This is a genomic window from Streptomyces sp. H27-H1, from assembly GCF_026627445.1.
In the GTDB taxonomy this organism is placed as follows: domain Bacteria; phylum Actinomycetota; class Actinomycetes; order Streptomycetales; family Streptomycetaceae; genus Streptomyces.
Window position 1 is genome coordinate 225,683 of record NZ_JAPNLJ010000008.1, and the last position, 17,284, is coordinate 242,966.

At 72.3% G+C, this 17,284-nt stretch carries 14 protein-coding genes; 6 read left to right on the forward strand and 8 right to left on the reverse strand.

Features of this window, described 5'->3' with window-relative positions; translation table 11 throughout:
• Positions 1 to 54: 54 nt before the first annotated feature.
• The gene (locus OTB20_RS11715; protein WP_267817042.1) at positions 55 to 528 is read right to left on the reverse strand and encodes an ATP-binding protein; all 474 of its coding nucleotides are present in this window, start codon (positions 526 to 528) and stop codon (positions 55 to 57) included.
• Between the two features lie 304 nt (positions 529 to 832).
• Here OTB20_RS11715 and OTB20_RS11720 point away from each other — a divergent pair, with 304 nt between their 5' ends.
• On the forward strand, positions 833 to 1,783 hold the full coding sequence (locus tag OTB20_RS11720; protein WP_267817044.1) for an alpha/beta hydrolase: 951 nt from the start codon (positions 833 to 835) through the stop codon (positions 1,781 to 1,783).
• 148 nt (positions 1,784 to 1,931) lie between these two features.
• On the opposite strand, the gene OTB20_RS11725 is transcribed toward OTB20_RS11720, so the two are convergent.
• The 4 genes from OTB20_RS11725 to OTB20_RS11740 all read right to left on the reverse strand — a co-directional run bounded on the left by OTB20_RS11725 (position 1,932) and on the right by OTB20_RS11740 (position 7,041).
• A complete protein-coding gene (locus OTB20_RS11725; RefSeq protein WP_267817046.1) occupies positions 1,932 to 2,939 on the reverse strand; it encodes a LacI family DNA-binding transcriptional regulator in 1,008 nt (335 codons plus the stop codon).
• Positions 2,940 to 3,253: 314 nt separating this feature from the next.
• Complete coding sequence (locus OTB20_RS11730; protein WP_267817048.1) at positions 3,254 to 4,459, reverse strand: THUMP-like domain-containing protein; 1,206 nt, start codon at positions 4,457 to 4,459, stop codon at positions 3,254 to 3,256.
• A gap of 89 nt (positions 4,460 to 4,548) precedes the next feature.
• Positions 4,549 to 6,072, reverse strand: a complete 1,524-nt coding sequence (locus tag OTB20_RS11735) for a carboxylesterase/lipase family protein (protein WP_267817050.1) — start codon at positions 6,070 to 6,072, stop codon at positions 4,549 to 4,551.
• A gap of 246 nt (positions 6,073 to 6,318) precedes the next feature.
• Positions 6,319 to 7,041, reverse strand: coding sequence for a phosphatase PAP2 family protein (locus tag OTB20_RS11740; protein ID WP_267817052.1), 723 nt, complete (start codon positions 7,039 to 7,041; stop codon positions 6,319 to 6,321).
• Positions 7,042 to 7,819: 778 nt separating this feature from the next.
• Here OTB20_RS11740 and OTB20_RS11745 point away from each other — a divergent pair.
• The 5 genes from OTB20_RS11745 (at position 7,820) to OTB20_RS11765 (ending at position 14,008) form a co-directional block, all read left to right on the forward strand.
• Positions 7,820 to 9,073 (forward strand): MFS transporter, encoded by a 1,254-nt coding sequence (locus OTB20_RS11745; RefSeq protein WP_267817054.1) that lies wholly within the window; start codon positions 7,820 to 7,822, stop codon positions 9,071 to 9,073.
• A 164-nt stretch (positions 9,074 to 9,237) separates the two neighbouring features.
• Positions 9,238 to 10,164 (forward strand): 5'/3'-nucleotidase SurE, encoded by a 927-nt coding sequence (gene surE / locus OTB20_RS11750; RefSeq protein ID WP_267817056.1) that lies wholly within the window; start codon positions 9,238 to 9,240, stop codon positions 10,162 to 10,164.
• 106 nt (positions 10,165 to 10,270) lie between these two features.
• Entirely contained in the window at positions 10,271 to 11,884 is a 1,614-nt protein-coding gene (locus OTB20_RS11755; RefSeq protein ID WP_267817058.1) for a carboxylesterase/lipase family protein, read from the forward strand.
• 145 nt (positions 11,885 to 12,029) lie between these two features.
• Complete coding sequence (locus OTB20_RS11760; protein WP_267817060.1) at positions 12,030 to 12,770, forward strand: TetR/AcrR family transcriptional regulator; 741 nt, start codon at positions 12,030 to 12,032, stop codon at positions 12,768 to 12,770.
• Positions 12,771 to 12,853: 83 nt separating this feature from the next.
• A complete protein-coding gene (locus OTB20_RS11765) occupies positions 12,854 to 14,008 on the forward strand; it encodes a N(5)-(carboxyethyl)ornithine synthase (RefSeq protein WP_267817062.1) in 1,155 nt (384 codons plus the stop codon).
• A gap of 100 nt (positions 14,009 to 14,108) precedes the next feature.
• Here the strand turns inward: OTB20_RS11765 and OTB20_RS11770 are convergent, their stop codons facing one another.
• From OTB20_RS11770 to OTB20_RS11780, 3 genes are all read right to left on the reverse strand, one after another.
• Positions 14,109 to 14,495, reverse strand: a complete 387-nt coding sequence (locus OTB20_RS11770; protein ID WP_267817064.1) for a VOC family protein — start codon at positions 14,493 to 14,495, stop codon at positions 14,109 to 14,111.
• Positions 14,496 to 14,561: 66 nt separating this feature from the next.
• Complete coding sequence (locus tag OTB20_RS11775; protein ID WP_420716374.1) at positions 14,562 to 16,280, reverse strand: BCCT family transporter; 1,719 nt, start codon at positions 16,278 to 16,280, stop codon at positions 14,562 to 14,564.
• Positions 16,281 to 16,376: 96 nt separating this feature from the next.
• Entirely contained in the window at positions 16,377 to 17,183 is an 807-nt protein-coding gene (locus OTB20_RS11780) for a restriction endonuclease (protein ID WP_267817066.1), read from the reverse strand.
• Positions 17,184 to 17,284 lie beyond the last annotated feature (101 nt).

Consider the following 17,284-nt stretch of genomic DNA (forward strand, 5'->3'; position numbering starts at 1 on the left):
GCTCCCGGGGTTCCCCGGTCCTCCTCGGGTCCTCGGTGTGGGCTTCGCCACTTCTCAGACGGCGGGTACGCGCACACTCACGGATTTGCCGAACTCATCGGCCCTGACGCTGAGTCGACCGCCGCTTTCGGCTGCCATCAGTTGCACGATCAGCAGCCCCCGCCCGTCCTCGGCCCCGGGATCGACCACGGCCCCTGGGTGCGGCAGCCGGGGGAGCGAGGAGGCCCCATCGGCCACGTCGAGCCGGAGCCACCCTCCCCGCAGGGAGACCCGGACGCGCAGGCGGCCGGGGTCGGCGGCGTGCAGGACGACATTTGCGACCAGCTCGCTGACGGCCAGCAGCAGGAGGTCCGCGATGTCGCCGGCGATCTGCCAGCCGTCGAGCGTGGAACGGACCCGGGACCGCATCACGGGGACGGCCGCCGCGGTGGGCCGCGCTGCCCAGTGACCGAAGCCGCGGGCCCGGGGGGAGGCTGAGGCGATCGGGCCGGAGGGGCGTGTGGTGGGGGGAGGGGCGGAGCTGAGCATGGCGTGCTCCCGGAAGGGGAAGGCGACGGCATTCGCGCGGTGGCTCGTGTAACGGCCGGGGAACTTGGACTGCCCGTGCTCTTGTGGTCTGCGGAAATGCGTCGCTAGAGTCTCGATTACACGTGTAACACGCTAAGCCTCCGCGCTGGCTCGCGCAAGCATTTCGGACATACGTTACGAAGCCTTGTCCGTAGTGGTGGCCGCAGCCTTGGCGGGACCCGTACCCGGGCCCGGACCAGACCCGGACCCCGGCCCGCACCAGGACCCCGTCGGCCCCCAGGCCGAGCAGATTGGAAGGGCCGCAGTGACGCAATCGCCCCCCGCCTCGATCGACCTGGCGGACATGACCTGGCCGCCCCCGCCGTTCGGCAACCCCGCGCCCGCGGTGCTGGGCGCGGACGGGATCCGCCGTTTCGAGGGGGTGGCCTACGCGACCTCTCCCGGCTACCGGCCGCGGCTCCTCGACGTCCTGGTGCCCGAGGGCGAGGGGCCCTTCCCCGCGGTGGTGTGGATCCACGGCGGTGGCTGGCTGGACGGCGACCGCCGCTATCCGCCGCCGACCGTTCCCGTGGAGCTGCTGCACGGATCGGTGCTGGGGGCCGGCCTCGCACTCGTCTCGATCGACTACCGGCACAGCCTGGAGGCCCCCTTCCCGGCCCAGTTGCACGACGTGAAAGCCGCGATCCGCTACGTCCGCAAGTTCGCCGCGGTCCTGGGCGTGGACCCGGAGCGGATCGGGGTCTGGGGCGAGTCCGCCGGAGGCCACCTGGCCGCCCTCGCCGGGGTCGTCGGCGCGGACACCCCGGACGCTGCCGCGCTGGAGGGGGTGCAGGGCGTCGGAGCCGGGGACACCGCCGTACGGGCCGTCGTGGACTGGTACGGGGTCGGTGATTTGGTCACCATCGCCGAGCACCCCATGCCGCCGATGCCCGCCGGAGCCGAGTTCCCCGACCCGTACCAGGCCCTGCTCGGCGCGTCCGTCGCCGAACGGCCCGACCTGGCGCGGGCCGCGAGCCCGGTCACGTACGCCGTCGAGGGCGCGGACCCGCCGCCGTTCCTGCTGGTCCACGGAACGCGGGACGGGCTGGTCCCCTACAGCCAGAGCGAGCAGCTGGCCGCGGCCCTGACGAAGGCCGGGGGAGAGGTCACCCTGACTCCGGTGGAGGGCGCCGACCACATCTTCCTCGGATCCCCCGACATCGGGCGGATCGTCGCGGACAGCGTCGCCTTCCTCACCGCCCACCTGGACGCCTGAGCCTGCACGACCCCTGTGGGGAAGCGGCTCGCGGCCGCGCCGGACGCCCCGTCGCCGGGGCGCCCGGCGCGGCGGCTGCCTTGCACGGACGCGGAGTTCGTCCAGGAACTGCCGCGACCCCCTGCGGCCGCGCGGGGGGCCGGTCGCCTCAGGAGGTCTCGCGCTGTACCAGGACTGCCCCTACCTCCGGTACGGGCGCCGTCGTGCCCGTCTCGATCAGATCGTGCACGGCGTCCGCGACCACTGCGGGCGAGACCATCTCCAGGCGGATCGAGGTGAGCGGGGGCTGCTGGAGGGCGGCGAGTACCAGGTCGTCGGAGCCCACGACCGCCACGTCCCCGGGTACGGAGATCCCCTCGGCCCGCAGGGCGTGCATGAGCAGCGCGGCGTACTCGTCGTTGTAGGCGAACACGGAGTCCAGATCGAGGCTCCGCCAGCGCCGGGCCAGCGCGGTCGCGGACTCCCGGGTGTAGGCGAGTTCCACCGGGGTCACCGTGGCCATGTGCCGGGCGGCGACCGATTGGGCGCCGGCGAGCCGCGGCGCGGCGAGGGTGCCGAGTCCGCGCTCCTGCGGCATGACCACGCCGATACGGGTCCTGCCGCGGGCGATCAGGTGCTCGGCGGCCGTGGCGCCGATGCGGGCGTGGTCGAAGCAGATGGTGTGCACGCCCGGTACGGGGCGGGCGGCGAAGGCGAGCAGGCCGCGTACTCCGGCGCGATGGAGCAACTCGGCGGCCTGCGCGGTGAGCCGGTCGCCGTCGAGGGCGATGACAGCGGCCGGCCGCAGCTCGGCCCAGGCGCGGGCGGCGTCGAGGGGGTCGGCGAAGCGCCCCGCGTGGAGGACGGCGGTGTAGCCGTGCCGGTCGAGCTCGCTGTGCAGGTCGTCGACCCAGTCGCTGACGAGGCGGCCGACCGCCGAGATGGACGAGGGCATCAGCACGAGGTTGCTGCGGCCTGCCCGCAGGGACCGGGCCGCGGCGTGCGGTACATAGCCGAGCTGGCGGGCGGCATCGAGGACACGGGCACGGGCGGCTTCGCCGACGCGGTGTCCCTGGGTGTCGTTGAGGACGAAGGAGACCGTGGCGCGGGAGACCCCCGCGAGGCGGGCCACGTCTGCGCTGGTGGGGGATGCCCGGACAGGAGTGTCTTTGGCCATGACGTCGATCGACGCTCCTTTTGGTCGGCTCGGTGCCTTCCCTTCGGAGGTTACACGAGTTAGATCACCGGAGCGCGGGGCCGCCCGGATGTGCACAGGGCTTCGCGGGGGCCGAGTCCGGCCGGTCCGGCGCCCAGGCCGTCTCTTTCGGATCTTGCCGGGCCCGCGGCGCCCGGCACCGCGCCTGGCCGCGTTGTCGGGGCGACCGAGTACGTCCACTACACGGCGCTCCTCCGCCTTGCCATGCACGGCACCGGACACCGCGGGCTCGGCCGACAAGATCCGAAAGAGGCGGTCCGGGTCCGCCGTTCGGTTCAGAGCGCGCGCGTGACCGGGACGGAGCTGACGACCAGGACCGTGGGGCATTCGGCGGTCCCCGTGATGAACGCCGTCGCCGTTTCGGGGTCCTCTGGGCCGAGGCCGTGGCGGAACGCATCCGGCTCTCTTCCCGAACCCTGCGTCGCCACGGTCACGCGGCGGAGCGCGTGCTCGCGGAGCGTCGCCTCCGGCGCCGTGCCGGTGAACGGCAGCACGGCCGTGATCTCGTACGCGGTCGCGAAGGGGGTGTGGCGCAGCTCGTCGGCGGTGAGGAGGGGGCCGCCTCCGTCGAGTAGCCCGCCGGTGATGTCCTGGGCGACCTCGGCGACCAGCCCCGCACGGACGACGGCGGGATCGGGCGCGTACAGGTAGCGGCCGGCCGGTCGCACGGCAGGCTCCGGCAGGCCGCGTCCGGTGAGCGACGCGCCGCCGGGCAGCAGGGTGGCTCTGTGCTCCGGGGCGAGCGGGGGTGTCCGCCCAAGGTCCAGGCCGAACCACGCGACCATTTCCTGGAGTTGCCCGTGGTAGGAGATCCACTCCGCCTCGTGGGCCCCTCCGAGGTCGGTCACGGTGTCCGACGACAGATCCGGTGCGAGCCTGATCCAGCCGGATTTGGTGGCACGCACCCGGTCCAACGCCCAGGACAGCGGCGGATCGTACGCCTCGGGATCGTGGACCCCGCCCGGTCCGGCCCGCCGCATCAGATCGATGAAGACGGCCTCGCCCTCGACGTCGTACTCCATGACGTCCGCGCAGGTCGGGTGGAACATCGGCCGGAGCAGCCCGTCCCGGTTCGCCGCGGCGATCTCGACGGTCAGCGGGTCCCCGTCGACGGCCAAGGTGTGGTGCGACCAGCCCAGTACGAGGGCGTCGGCGCCGCTGCCGAGGCCCATCGCGTCGATGATCACAACGCCCAGCTCGTCCAGGACACGGCCCAGCTTGTACTCGGACACGGCCAGGTGGGACGACAGCTCCAGGCTGTCCTCGGTGAAGTACAGGCCGGCCGCGTACTCGCCGAACTTCGCCGGGGCCCGCCGGCGCAACCGCACCTGCTCCACGGCCGCGGACACCAAGGCGGCCGGGTGGTACCGCAGTTGTCCGGTCACCGTGGCGGGCAGCTCGGCGGGGTCGGCGGCCTGCAGGGCAGCCAGCAGGTCTTGGCCCTCGTCCGTCAGCAGGGCTCGGAACGTCTCAAGATCCACCCGGGCATTCAAGCAGGCGCCGGACTTCCCGAGGAGCGCGGCCCCGCACGGCGGCCCCAGGCCGGGGCGCCGCCCCCTCGGAGCGGCCTTCAGGCGGGCCGTGAGCCGAGGGCCCCCTCGTGCAGGCGCAGGGAGTCCCCGGCGAGGTCGGGAAGCGCGGTGACCACGGAGTCGAAGCGCATCGTGGTGCGGGTGTCCTTCTCGTACGGGCTCCACGCCGGCATGTCCGGGTGGTTCGGGTCGCCGGTGCGGACGAAGGCGATCCAGGCCTCGTGCATGGTGTGCGCGAGCCCGTCCCGGACGGCGGGGTCCAGCCCGGAGGTCAGGGGCGCGTCCGCCCACTGGTCGAAGTTCGCGAAGGCGAAGGGCAGTTCCAGGCAGTGGGCCGCGCCGAGCCGTCCTTCGTAGGCGGCCGCGGGAAAGTCGAACTGGTAGGCCCACACCGGATGGCCCGCCTCGGCCCGCGCTTCGGCGAGCCGGAGCGCCGGGACCCGGAAGAGCTCGTCCGTGATGAGGTCCATCAGGACCTCGGCCGGCCTCGCCCCGGGCCGGGCGCGCTCGTACGCCGCGTACACGCCGGGGGCGGCCTCGGCGCCGAAGGTGTCCGCGATCCGAGCGGTGACCTGGTCCCGGTCCGCCGCGTCGTGGACCTCGTTCAGTGCGAAGCCGAAGTTGGCCTCCTCCCGGGTCCAGCCGATCATCACCTCGATCCCGGCCGCGGCCCCGTGCAGCAGGGCCTCGGCCGGGTGGCGGGGCAGGCTGACGCCGTCGACCACGGGCAGGAACGGCGTGGGCCAGTAGCCCCAGCGGGTCGTCCGGGCGAAAAGCCCGCCGACGGCGCCGATCAGCTCGGGCCAGGGCAGCATGCGCAGCTCGGCCAGGCTCTTGACCCCGGCGGCCTCGAGGTACGCGGCCGTGCGCTCGGGGCGGTCGTCGGGCACCGGGAGGTCCAGCCCGAAGGGCGGGCTCATCAGGATCACCCGCCGGATCAGACCCCGGGTCTCAGGCAGCCCGGCGAGGGCGGCGGTGGACACGGCGCCGCCCGACTGGCCCGCGACGGTGATGGCGTCGGGGTCGCCCCCGAAGGCGGCGATGTTGTCCCGCACCCAGCGCAGGGCGGCGAGCTGGTCGGTCAGCCAGTGGTTGGCGCCGGGGTCCTGCGCACCTTCCTCGGGTCCCGTGTGGAGATAACCGAGCGGTCCGATGCGGTAGTTGATGCTGACGACGACCAGGTCCCCGTCGCGGGCGAAGGTGGCGCCCGAGTAGTTCGGCAGCGACCCGGAGCCGGACACGAAGCCGCCTCCGTGGATCCAGACCAGCACGGGCCGCCGGGCGTCGTCGGCCGCGGGAGTCCACACATTGAGGGTCAGGCAGTCCTCGTCGAAGGGCGGCGAGCCGTGCCCGCCGAGCACCGGGTCGCCGCCCTCCATGTACATCTGCGGGGCGCTGGGTCCGTCGGCGGTCGCGTCGCGGGTGCCGCTCCAGCCGGGATGCGGCCGCGCGGGCCGCCAGCGCAGTGCGCCGACCGGGGGCGCGGCGTAGGGCACGGCCCGGAAGACGGCGAGCCCGTCCTCGACCACGCCGCGCAGCCGGCCCGCGGGCGGATGTGCCACGGGCTGACCGGATCCTGGGGGTCCTGGGGTGGGTGCCATGAGTCGATCCTTCCTGGGCTGCGCGCCGGACGCGCGCCGACCCGTCGAGAGTATGGCGAGAATTCGGCGACCGTCAATCTTTCGCAATATCACGGAGTGTGTCACCGTCGGGCCGGGCGGGCCTGGCGGGACAGGCGGGGTCCGGCTGGCCCAGCTGGCCGGGCCGCCGGGAACTCCCTCCGGGCGGCCCTGCCGGCACGGGGCCCGTCACAGCCAGAGCGTGTCCGCGGCCATTCGTTCCGCCTCCGTCTCCAGCAGGGGTGCGAAGGCCCGCCACAGGAGCAGGCAGGCACCCGCGGCCGCCAGGGCGCCGGCGAAGGTGTCGCTCAGCCACTGGGCGTGCTGCCAGGTTCGGCTCCACATCATGGCGCCGGTGTACCCCGCGCCGAAGAGCCACCACCAACGCCGGCCGCCCGGCGGGAACAGCACCACCGCGGCGGCGATCACCAGGGCCACGGCGCTGAAGACCTGGCCGGAGGGGTACGAGCCGTCGTTGACCAGGACCCAGGTGTGCGGGGGACGCGGCCGGTCGGCCAGTTGCTTGAGGGGCAGCACCACGAGCATGTTGGCCAGGATCGCGGTGGTGAAGACGAAGAGCGCCGAGCGCCAGCGCCCGTACGTGGCCAGGCAGCCCATCAGCAGGAGTGGTACGACCGTGCCCAGCGGGCCGCCGAGCCGGTCGAGCGCGGTGGCGAACCCGCTGGCGGAGTCGGCGGGCGAGCCGTGCAGTGAGGCGGCCCAGGCGTCGTCGAGGCCCTGGAAGAAGGGCCGTTCGTCGATGCGGACGAGCAGTCCGGTCAGCAGGGACAGGAGGGTCAGCGCGGCACCACAGGCGAGCGCGTGGCGGGGTGGGGCCGCGGGGACCGGGCGCCGGGCGGGCCGGGTGGGAACCGGGGTCGGTGCGGGGGCGGGCGTGGGGAAATATTGCATGGCGGGACCTTTCGCGGCCGCGTCCCCGAGCGGTGGGGGCGTGTGGGGAGACGGCGTACGGGCGCGGAGCGGGGAGATGTGCAGAGGGGGCCGGGGCGGGCCGGCGCGGCGGCGGAACCGCGGGGGGTGGGCGTGCTCTTGCCGGAGCGCTGCGGCGGGGCCGTCGCGGTGCGGCACGGAGTATTGCGGATGCGTGACCGCCGCCACAAGGGCAAGAGGTATTTCGGACGGTCCGGACTCGACGGGCGGTCGCATTCGGCTGGTTACACGTGATCGATCTGGAACTCTCCGATGGGTCACGATCTGTACGGAGACCAGCGCCAGCCCTTGGCTAGACCCGGGAACGAGTGCTACACAGTGTCCAAGCACCTCGAGTGACACGTGTAACAACATCACGTAAACCACACAGCCCGGCACAGCACAGCACGGCACCGCATCTCATCGCACTGCACCGCGCTCTATCCGCACCGCGCTTCATCCGCACCGCACTGCCAGCACCGCACCGCTCAGCCCCGCAAGGCGGTACCGCCTTCCCGCACCGCACCCGCAGTGCACCCGCTCCCGACCGCAGGCACTGCACCCACGGCACGGCACGGCATCGCACCGGACCGCCCCGCACCGAGCAACCGCACCGCGTCAGCGTCATCGCGCTCGGCACGGCCCTCCCGGCGACGCCCCCGTGCGCGACAGCACCCCCGGCATCTCCGTCTTCCCCGCGCACCGCATTCCGGCGGCACCCCGCACGTCACCTCCCCGCTCCGTCCCCCGAGGAGTCGTCATGGCCACGAACGAGATCATCGACCCGCCCGTACCGGCGGATCCCGAACCTTCCCGCGGACGCGGGCTCCTGCTCCTCCTGCTGGTCGCGAACTCCGCGATGATGGCCGTCTACATGGGTGTCGGCTCCGTCCTGCTGCCCACTCAGATCGAGGCCATCGCCGGCGACGACAAGGTCGCCGTCCTGGGCCTGATCGGCGGTATCAGCGCGATCTTCGCGACCGCGTTCAACCCGATCGCCGGCGCCCTCTCCGATCGCAGCGGCCGCCGCAACCCCTGGGTGCTGGGGGGCGGCCTCGCCTCGCTCGCCGGCCTCGCCCTCGTCGGCAGCGTGAGTACCGCGCTGCTCGTCGGGATCGGCTGGTGCCTGGTCCAGGCGACCATGAACATCTACCAGGCCGCCGTCACCGCGATCGTGCCCGACCGGGTACCCGCCGCCCGGCGCGGCACCGCGTCCGCACTGGTGGGGCTGGGCCTGCCCATCGGTGGCACGGTCGGCGTGCTCATCGCCTCCCAGACCGCCGATCACCTGCGCACCGGCTACCTGATCTTCGGCGGGGTCATCGCCGGGGCCGCGCTGCTGCTCACCACCTTCTGCCGCGACGTACCGCGCCCCGAGGCCGCCCCCGACGCGCCCGCCGCCCCCAAGGGCGCCCAGATGAAGGCCTTCCTGTCGGCGCTCGCCAACCACGACTTCCGGTGGGCCTTCATCGGGCGGGCCCTGATGGTCCTCGGCTACTTCTCGGTCGTCGGCTACCAGCTCTACATCCTGGGCGACCACATCACCCTTCCCGAGGGGATGACCCCGCCCGCGGCGATAGCGGTGCTCACCCCGATCTCGATGGTCGCGATGGCCCTCTCCACGGTGGTCGGCGGGGTTCTGTCCGACCGGTGGAACCGCCGGAAGGTGTTCGTCGGCGTCTCCGCGGCCCTCGCCGGACTGGTCATGGTGGTCCCCGTCGTCAGTCCGACGTGGACGGGCATGCTCGTCTTCAGCGCGCTCAACGGCCTCGCCTTCGGATGTTTCATGGCCGTCGACACCGCGCTCGTCACCCTGGTGCTGCCCCGGGCCGAGGACGCCGCCCGCGACATGGGCGTCCTGAACATCGCGAACGCCGGGCCCCAGATCATCGCCCCGTTCGTGGCCTCCGCCGTCGTCACCACCCTGGGCGGCTACACCCCGCTGTTCCTGGTCGGCGGCGCCCTCTCGCTGATCGGCGCGCTGGCCATCCTCCCGATCCGCAGCGTGCGCTGATCCCGCTGCCGCCCCACAGACTCCGGGCCGCCCTTCCTGCTTCCGGGCGGCGGCCCGGTCCGCACTCCGGCGGGCTCGCGCCGAGGGTCGCGCGCCCGCCGGTCCCCACCGCTTTCCGGCCCTCACCCCATCCCGACGCCACTCCCTCCCCGAAGGAGCGTTCTGTGCAACGCAAGCGAGTTCTGCCGTTGGCCGCCCTGCTGCTGTGCGCCCCCGCCCTCGCCGGTACGGTGCCCGCCGCCGCGGCCGAGCCGCAGGCCGGTCCGGCGCCCGCCCCCGTACCGGCGCGCCCGCTGCGGATCCTGCTCACCAACGACGACGGCTACAACGCGCCCGGCATCCGCCTCGCCTTCGCGCGGCTCACCGCCGCCGGACACGACGTCACCATCGTCGCCCCGCTCACCAACCAGAGCGGCGCCGGCACGAAGACCTCCAACGCCCCGTCCATCACCGTGCGGCACCCCGAGCCGAAGGTGTGGGCCGTCGACGGATCCCCCGGCGACTCGGTGGGCTTCGGGCTCTCCGAGGTGTTCGAGGGGAACGCGCCCGACCTCGTCGTGTCCGGCACCAACTTCGGCCCGAACGTCGCCGCCCTCGCCACCCACTCCGGAACGGTCGGCGGCGCCGTCACCGGACTGGACGCGGGGATCCCCGCCATCGCGCTGAGCACCGGCGGTGTCACGGCCCCCGACCCCGTCACCACCGTCAACGCGATGGGGCCGACGCTCGACTTCGCCGTCAAGCTGATCGACCGGCTGCGCTCGCGGGCCCGCTCGGGCCCCCTGCTGCCCAAGGGTGTCGGCCTCAACGTCAACCACCCCGTCATCGGCGCCGACGGCATGGGCACCCCGGCCGGGGTGGCCACCACCTTCCAGGACCCGCAGGCGCTGCTCAAGGCCGACTTCACCGATGCCGGCGACGGCACCTGGAAGGTCGGCGTGAAGGTGGACCTGCGGACCCCGGCCCGGGGCAGCGACGTCGAAGCCGTGAGCGCCGGGAAGATCGCCGTCAGTCCGATGAATGCCGACTGGAACACCGGTCCGGTCGACTTCGCCGTCACCGCGGCCCTGATCACGGGCCTGCGCCCGTAGGCCGTACGGCCCCTCTCGAGCGAGCGACGCCCTTCCGGGGGCGGGGCAGGCGCGGCCCGCCCGCCCCCGCCCCGCCCCCCGGACCGTCTTGAACCCAGGAGTACGGATGCAACGGCTCTCGACCCGGATCGCCCGGCTTTCCACGGCAAGACCCCTACTCGGTACCGCACTCGCCCTGACCGCCTTGATCGCCGCGGCGCTCCCGGCAGCCGCCGCCGCAGGCTCCGCGAACGCCGGCCCGCCGGACGGACCGCCCCGCCCGGTGGTCTCCGTGGCACAGGGCGCCCTCCGCGGCCGCGCCCACGACGGGGCGCAGGAGTTCCTCGGCGTGCCCTACGCCGCCGCACCGGTCGGGGACTTCCGGCTGCGCGCCCCCCGCTCGCCCGCACGCTGGAACGGCGTGCGCGAAGCCGTCGCGCAGGCGCCCGCCTGCCTGCAGTTCTCGCCGTTCGGGCTGCGGGACCCGCGGGCGGTCAGCGAGGACTGCCTGTACCTGGACCTCTACCGGCCCCGGCGGGCCCGCGCGGGGGACCGGCTGCCGGTGGTCTTCTGGATGCACGGTGGCGCGTACAGCCAGGGCACCGGAACCCAGTTCGGTGGACGCACGATGGCGGAACTGACCGACAGCGTCGTCATCAGCGTCAACTACCGCCTCGGGCAGCTCGGTTATCTGGGCCTTCCCGAACTGGGCCGCGAGAACGGGCTGCGCTCCGGCTCCTTCGGCCTGATGGACCAGATCCAGGCGCTGCGCTGGACGCGGGAGAACGCTCGGGCCTTCGGAGGGGATCCGGGCAACGTCACGGTCTCCGGCCAGTCGGCGGGCAGCGGTTCGGTGTGCGGGCTGCTGGCCGCGCCGTCGGCGGCGGGGCTGTTCCACCGGGCCGTACTGCAGAGCGGGCCGTGCACGCTGCTGCGCACTCCGGACGGGGCGCGGGCCGAGTCCGAGGCGCGGGACTTCGCGGCGGGCGCGGGCTGTGCCGATCCGACCGCGGTCGTCGAGTGCCTGCGCGCGGCCTCCGGGCAGTCGCTGGTGGATGCGGCCCGTACGCGGGCGACTTCGGGTCCCGCGTCGGGCGACGGGCTCCTCCCGAGGGATCCCGCGGCCGCGATCGCCGCGGGGACCTGGAACAAGGTTCCGGTCCTGATCGGGAGCACCCGCTCCGAGGCGCGGCTCTTCGTCGCGCTGACCCAGCCCGGACTGACGGCCGAGCAGTACGCGGAACAAGTTTTGGGGGGCTACGGAGCGGCCGGCCCGGAGGTCCTCGCCCGCTATCCGGCCGCCGCCCACGGATCACCGTACCTGGCGCTGTCGGCCGTCATGACCGATTCGACGTTCGCCTGTCAGACCGCCCGGACGGCGCAGCTGTTCGCCCGGCAAGTGCCCACCTTCACCTACGAGTTCGACGACCCCGACTCGCCCACCCTGGCGGGTGCGCAGGTCCCGGGCCTGGACGAGTCGAACGCGCACAGCGCCGACCTGGCCTACCTGCACGACTTCACCATGGGTGAGCGGCCCCTCACCCCCGTCCAGGTCGCGCTCGCGACGCGGATGAAGCGCTACTGGGGCGCTTTCGCCCGCTACGGGGTTCCCGCGGTGCCCGGACAGACCCCCTGGCCGGCCACCGGACCCGGCGGCACGGTCCTGAAGCTGACTCCCACGGGCGACCGGCCCGACCGGGCCTTCGCGGCGGACCACCAGTGCGGCTTCTGGCGCATCTAGGACGTCAAAGGTGGCCCCGAGGGGGTGCGCGGGTTCGGGCGGAGTCTGGTGCGGACGGATGCGGCGGGCCGGGTGCGCGTGATCCAACACGCGCGCAGGGCAGTTGTCGAACGGTCGCTATCAGCAACCTGTTATCGTTGGAAACATGGAGACCGGGAAGCCTGTCAGCGCCGACAAGAACCAGGAGCGGGTCGTCGCCGCTGCGACGAAACTCCTCAACGAGGGCGGCTACGAGGCCGTATCCACGCGCGCCGTCAGCGCCGCAGCCGGCATTCAGGCCCCCACCATCTACCGCCTCTTCGGGGACAAGCAGGGGTTGCTGGACGCGGTCGCCGCACACGGATGGGCCGAGCACCTGAAGGCGAACGCGGTCATCCGGCCCACCGGCGACCCCGTCGAGGACCTGCGTACCGGCTGGAAGCTGAACATCGACTTCGCGCTCGCCAACCCGGCCCTGTACCGCCTCATGTACGGCGCGCCCCGCCCGGACGGGGCGACCGCACCAGCTGCCGCGGCCGCCTTCGCCCACCTCTCCTCGCACATCCACAGCATCGCCCAGGCGGGCCGCCTGCGGGTCACCGAGGAACGGGCGGCCCGCCTGGTCCAGGCCGCCGGCAGCGGAACCGCGCTCGCCCTGCTCGCCACGGCGGCAGACCAGCGCGACCTCACGGTCGCCGACCTCGCCCGTGAAGCCGTCATCGCGGCCATCACCACCGAGGCGCCCGTCCAGGCCTCAACCGGACCGGCCGGTGCGGCAATCACCCTGCGTGCGGTGCTCCCGCAGGTCTCCGCGTTGACCTCCGGCGAACTCGCCCTCATGAAGGAATGGCTCGACCGAATCGCCGACCAGAAGCAGCCGGCCGCCCCTCACACGCTTGTCAGCTGAAGGCGCTCAGCCCGAAGGATCAACGCCCGCCAACGCTCCGTACCCCCCGGGTGTGTTAGACAGGTATTAATCAAAGGGGCATTTTGCAGCATCTCAAGCTCGGAATCATGTCGCAGACCCGTAAAGAGAACGAGCGCCGTCTGCCGATCCACCCGGCGCACTTCGAACGCATCGACGCCGACCTTCAGCCCAGCCTCTATCTGCAGACCGGTTACGGAGAGCACTTCGGTGTTCCGGACCTTCAGCTTGCCCCGTGGGTCGCCGGTTTCCGCTCACGCGAGGAGCTGATCGCGGAGTGTGACGTCATCCTGCTGGCCAAACCGTTGCACGAGGACCTGGCGGAGCTGCGGGACGGGCAGGTGCTGTGGGGGTGGCCGCACTGCGTGCAGGACGAGAAGGTCACGCAGGCCGCCATCGACCGCAAGCTCACGGTGATCGCCTTCGAGGCGATGAACCACTGGACGCGGGAGGACAACTTCAGCCTGCATGTCTTCCACAAGAACAACGAGCTGGCCGGCTACTCCTCGGTGCTGCATGCCATGCAGCTGACCGGGGCGACCGGTGACTACGGGCGCCGGCGGCGTGCGGTGGTGATCGGCTTCGGAGCCACCGCCCGCGGCGCGGTAACCGCGCTCAGTGCGCTGGGTGTCCACGACGTGGACGTGCTGACCGCCCGCGGAATCGCCGCCGTCAGCTCACCGATCCATTCGGCACGGATCGTGCACTTCGACCACGACGTGGCCGACGACACCCTCGACCCGCGGCGGAGCGTCGCGCTCACGGAGGACGGGCCGGAGCCGCTGGCCGAGTTCCTTGCCGGGCACGACATCATCGTCAACTGCGTGCTCCAGGACACCGCGGCGCCGCTGATGTTCCTGATAAAGGAGGACCTGCCGAAGCTTGCGCCCGGCACTCTCGTCATCGACGTCTCCTGCGACGAGGGCATGGGCTTCGACTGGGCTCGGCCCACCACCTTCGACAACCCGATGTTCACCGTCGGTGACCAGGTCCACTACTACGGCGTGGACCACAGCCCCTCCTACCTGTGGGACGCGGCCACCTGGGAGAACAGCGAGGCGCTGATCCCGTTCCTGCGGCCGGTCCTCGAGGGACCGGCCGGCTGGGACGGTGACCGCACGATCCGCCGGGCGATCGAGATCCGCGGCGGCACCGTCCAGAACGCCGCGGTCCTGGCCTTCCAGAACCGCGCCGAACAGTACCCGCACGCGCTGCTCTGAGCCGGCGCCGCCTGGTCGACGGCATACCCGCACCGGGTACGCCGTCGACCAGGCGCCCGTCCTTCTGCCGACAGCAGCCGGGCGCAGGCCGAAGAACATCTCAGGGGCGGTACCGCAACGGGTGGTCTTCCGGCACCTCCACGATCGCGATCCGCACCCCGTCCGGGTCAGCCACCCACATCTCGATCAGGCCCCACGGCTCCTTCACGGGCGGCTTTAGCACCCGTACGCCTGCCGCCACCAGCTCCTCGTGCGCAGCCCGGACGTCGGCTACCTGCAGCCATAGCCGCAGACCGGGAGCAGGTGGTTCTTCGGAGCGCCCGGAGACCTCCAGGAACCCGCCGCCGAGGAAGTAGACCGTGCCGCGCTCCGGGCCGGTCCCGAACTCACGGTGGACGCAGAGCCCCAGCGCCTCACCGTAGAAGGCGCGGGAGCGCTCCGGATCCGTGGGGCGCAGCAGGATCCTGCTGCCGAGTACGTGCACCATGCCCCCGAACCTAGGGGATGGGCCGTACGAAGGCCCGCGCGCCGGGAAGGACTTCGAGCTCCGTCGTCATGTCCGACCGTTGGGAGGGGAGGACGCGGAGGGTGTCTGCGCCGCGTCCTCATCCGGCTCGCCGGCCGGGCCGATGCGGATCTCGAAGTCGCCGCCGTACTCCTCGTGGCCCGCGGCCACGGCCACGGCCACGGCTTCCTCGCCCTGCTCGCCCTGGATGATGAGCGGGTCCCGGCGCAGGTCGCGCATGAGTGACACGCACATGCCGATCATGACCAGCGTGAAGGGCGCCGCCACGAGGATCGTCAGGTTCTGCAGTCCGGCGAGCGCATCGCCCTTGCCGTTGCCGATGAGCAGCATGACGGCCGCGACGGCGCCGGTGACCACGCCCCAGAAGACGACCACCAGCCGGGACGGCTCGAGGACGCCCTTTTGCGACAGCGTGCCCATCACGATGGAGGCGGCGTCGGCGCCGGAGACGAAGAAGATGGCGACGAGGAGCATGACCAGCAGGCTCATGGCGGTGGCGAGGGGGAACTCCTGCAGCAGCCCGAAGAGCTGTCCCTCAGGGGTGCTCTCCTTGGCGAGGTCGCCGCTCTCCCGGAGCTTCATGGCCGTGCCGCCGAAAACGGCGAACCACAGCAGGCTGACCGTGCTCGGGACGAGGATGACCCCGCCGATGAACTGGCGGATGGTCCGGCCGCGGCTGATCCGGGCGATGAACATCCCGACGAACGGGGTCCAGGAGATCCACCAGGCCCAGTAGAAGACCGTCCAGCTGCCCAGCCATTCGGCGACCTCTCCGGCGCCGGTGGCCTCGGTACGGCCGACGAGCTGGGGCAGGTCGCCGAGGTAGGCGCCCAGGGACGTGGGCAGGAGGTCGAGCACGATGACGGTCGGACCGGCGATGAACACGAACACGACCAGCACGAAGGCGAGCACCATGTTGATGTTCGACAGCCACTGGATTCCGCGTTCCACACCGGACACCGCGGAGGCGACGAAGGCCATGGTCAGCACGGCGATGACGCCCACGAGGAGCGCGGTGCTGACCGTGTTCATCCACCCCAGCTCACGGAACCCGCTGCCGATCTGGAGGGCCCCCAGGCCGAGTGAGGCCGCCGAACCGAAGAGGGTGGCGAAGATCGCGACGATGTCGATGACCCGGCCGGCTCCACCGTGGGCGTGCCGGGCGCCGATCAGCGGCTCGAACACCGCACTGATCGTCTGGCGGCGGCCGCGACGGAACGTGCTGTAGGCGATGGCGAGTCCGACGACCGCGTAGATCGCCCACGGATGGAGCGTCCAGTGGAACAGGGTGGTGGCCATCGAGGTCTGCATCCGCTCGGCGGAGTCGACCGGATGCGTGCCGGGCGGGGGAGTCTCGTAGTGTGCCAGCGGTTCGCTCACGCCGTAGAACATGAGCCCGATGCCCATGCCGGCGCTGAACATCATGGCGACCCAGGAGACGGTACGGAACTCCGGGGGCTCGTCCTCGCGGCCGAGGCGGATCCGGCCGTAGCGGCTGACCGCCAGCCAGAGGGCGAAGACGACGAAGGCGCTGGCGGCGAGCATGAAGGCCCAGCCGCCGTTGTGGATGAGCCCTCCGAGCAGGGTGCTCGACACGCTCTCCAGTGAATCCGTGGCTACGGCGCCCCACAGTACGAAGGCGATGGTCAGGCCCGCGGTGACCCCGAAGACCACCTTGTCCGTGCGAGAACGTTGATCGGCCGGCAACGAGGCCCCCTTCACCCATGCATCGGAACCAAATTCCATGACAAAACGTCATGTACCTCAGATTTAATCCCATATCGACCCGCGAGAGCCGGTCCGGCTCGCTCTACGCCGCCTCGTCCGCCGGGGCGCCCGCGGTCAGTCCGTGGACACGGAGGCCGTACCGGCGCGGCTGTCCGGTTCCCAGGGCGGCGGCGTGGCCAGGTCGGTCCAGGCCGCCAGGGCTTCGCCGTCGACGCAGACGATGCCGCACCCGGCGGCGTATTCGAGGGCGGGGGCGGTGTAGGAGCTGGTGGTGACGACGATCGCGACGTCGGCGTCGTGCACGGCGAAGCAGGTGCCGCCGAAGCGCTGCAGGTCCTGCGATCCGACGCGGTTGGTGTCGGCGTAGTGCTTGCACTGGACGACGACACGGAGTCCGTCCGGGGTCGTTGCGATCACGTCGGCGCCCAAGTCGCCCGCGCCGCCGACCACTTCCACGGGCGTGCAGCCGTCGCGCGCGCACAGCGCGGCTATCGCGTGCTCGAAACCGTCGGCGTCGACCGCAGTGTGGTCCAGCGCGCCGGCGTCGAGGTCCGGCACCTCCTGTACGGCGGTTACCTCACGTACGTCCGGTACCTCCCGTACGGCGGGCGCGTCCAGTACCGCGGTCATCTCGAGCCCGTACGGATCCCTGTGCGCTGCCGGGCCGGGGACCGGGCGGGCGGTGGAGCCGCGGCGGACGGGCGATACGCCCCACTTGGCCAGCGCCACCCCGACGCCGAGGACCACCGCGGTGACGACGGGGACGACAGGCATCCCCGCCCCGGCCCCTCCGGCGGCCTTGAGGAAGACGGCCAGGCCGCCCACACAGATCCCCGCGAGCCCCACGGCCAGCACCACATCGCGCCCGAACGACGCGGAACCGTGTCCGCTCGTTCCCCTGTCTTCCCCCGACGACGTCATGCGGGAGCCCTCCCTCTATTGGTTCGGACACGCCGCGGTCCCGAACCCCTCTATCGGTTCGGGACCGCGGCGGACTCCGGCGGTGCGGGTCAGTGCTTGAA

What these genes read in the sequence shown, in the direction of transcription:
- OTB20_RS11780 (WP_267817066.1), bottom strand. Translation starts at nt 17,183, where the DNA reads ATGACGTCGTCGGGGGAAGACAGGGGAACGAGCGGACACGGTTCCGCG.
- OTB20_RS11755 (WP_267817058.1), top strand. Translation starts at nt 10,271, where the DNA reads ATGCAACGGCTCTCGACCCGGATCGCCCGGCTTTCCACGGCAAGACCC.
- OTB20_RS11775 (WP_420716374.1), bottom strand. Translation starts at nt 16,280, where the DNA reads ATGGAATTTGGTTCCGATGCATGGGTGAAGGGGGCCTCGTTGCCGGCC.
- OTB20_RS11745 (WP_267817054.1), top strand. Translation starts at nt 7,820, where the DNA reads ATGGCCACGAACGAGATCATCGACCCGCCCGTACCGGCGGATCCCGAA.
- OTB20_RS11760 (WP_267817060.1), top strand. Translation starts at nt 12,030, where the DNA reads ATGGAGACCGGGAAGCCTGTCAGCGCCGACAAGAACCAGGAGCGGGTC.
- OTB20_RS11725 (WP_267817046.1), bottom strand. Translation starts at nt 2,939, where the DNA reads ATGGCCAAAGACACTCCTGTCCGGGCATCCCCCACCAGCGCAGACGTG.
- OTB20_RS11715 (WP_267817042.1), bottom strand. Translation starts at nt 528, where the DNA reads ATGCTCAGCTCCGCCCCTCCCCCCACCACACGCCCCTCCGGCCCGATC.
- OTB20_RS11740 (WP_267817052.1), bottom strand. Translation starts at nt 7,041, where the DNA reads ATGCAATATTTCCCCACGCCCGCCCCCGCACCGACCCCGGTTCCCACC.
- OTB20_RS11770 (WP_267817064.1), bottom strand. Translation starts at nt 14,495, where the DNA reads ATGGTGCACGTACTCGGCAGCAGGATCCTGCTGCGCCCCACGGATCCG.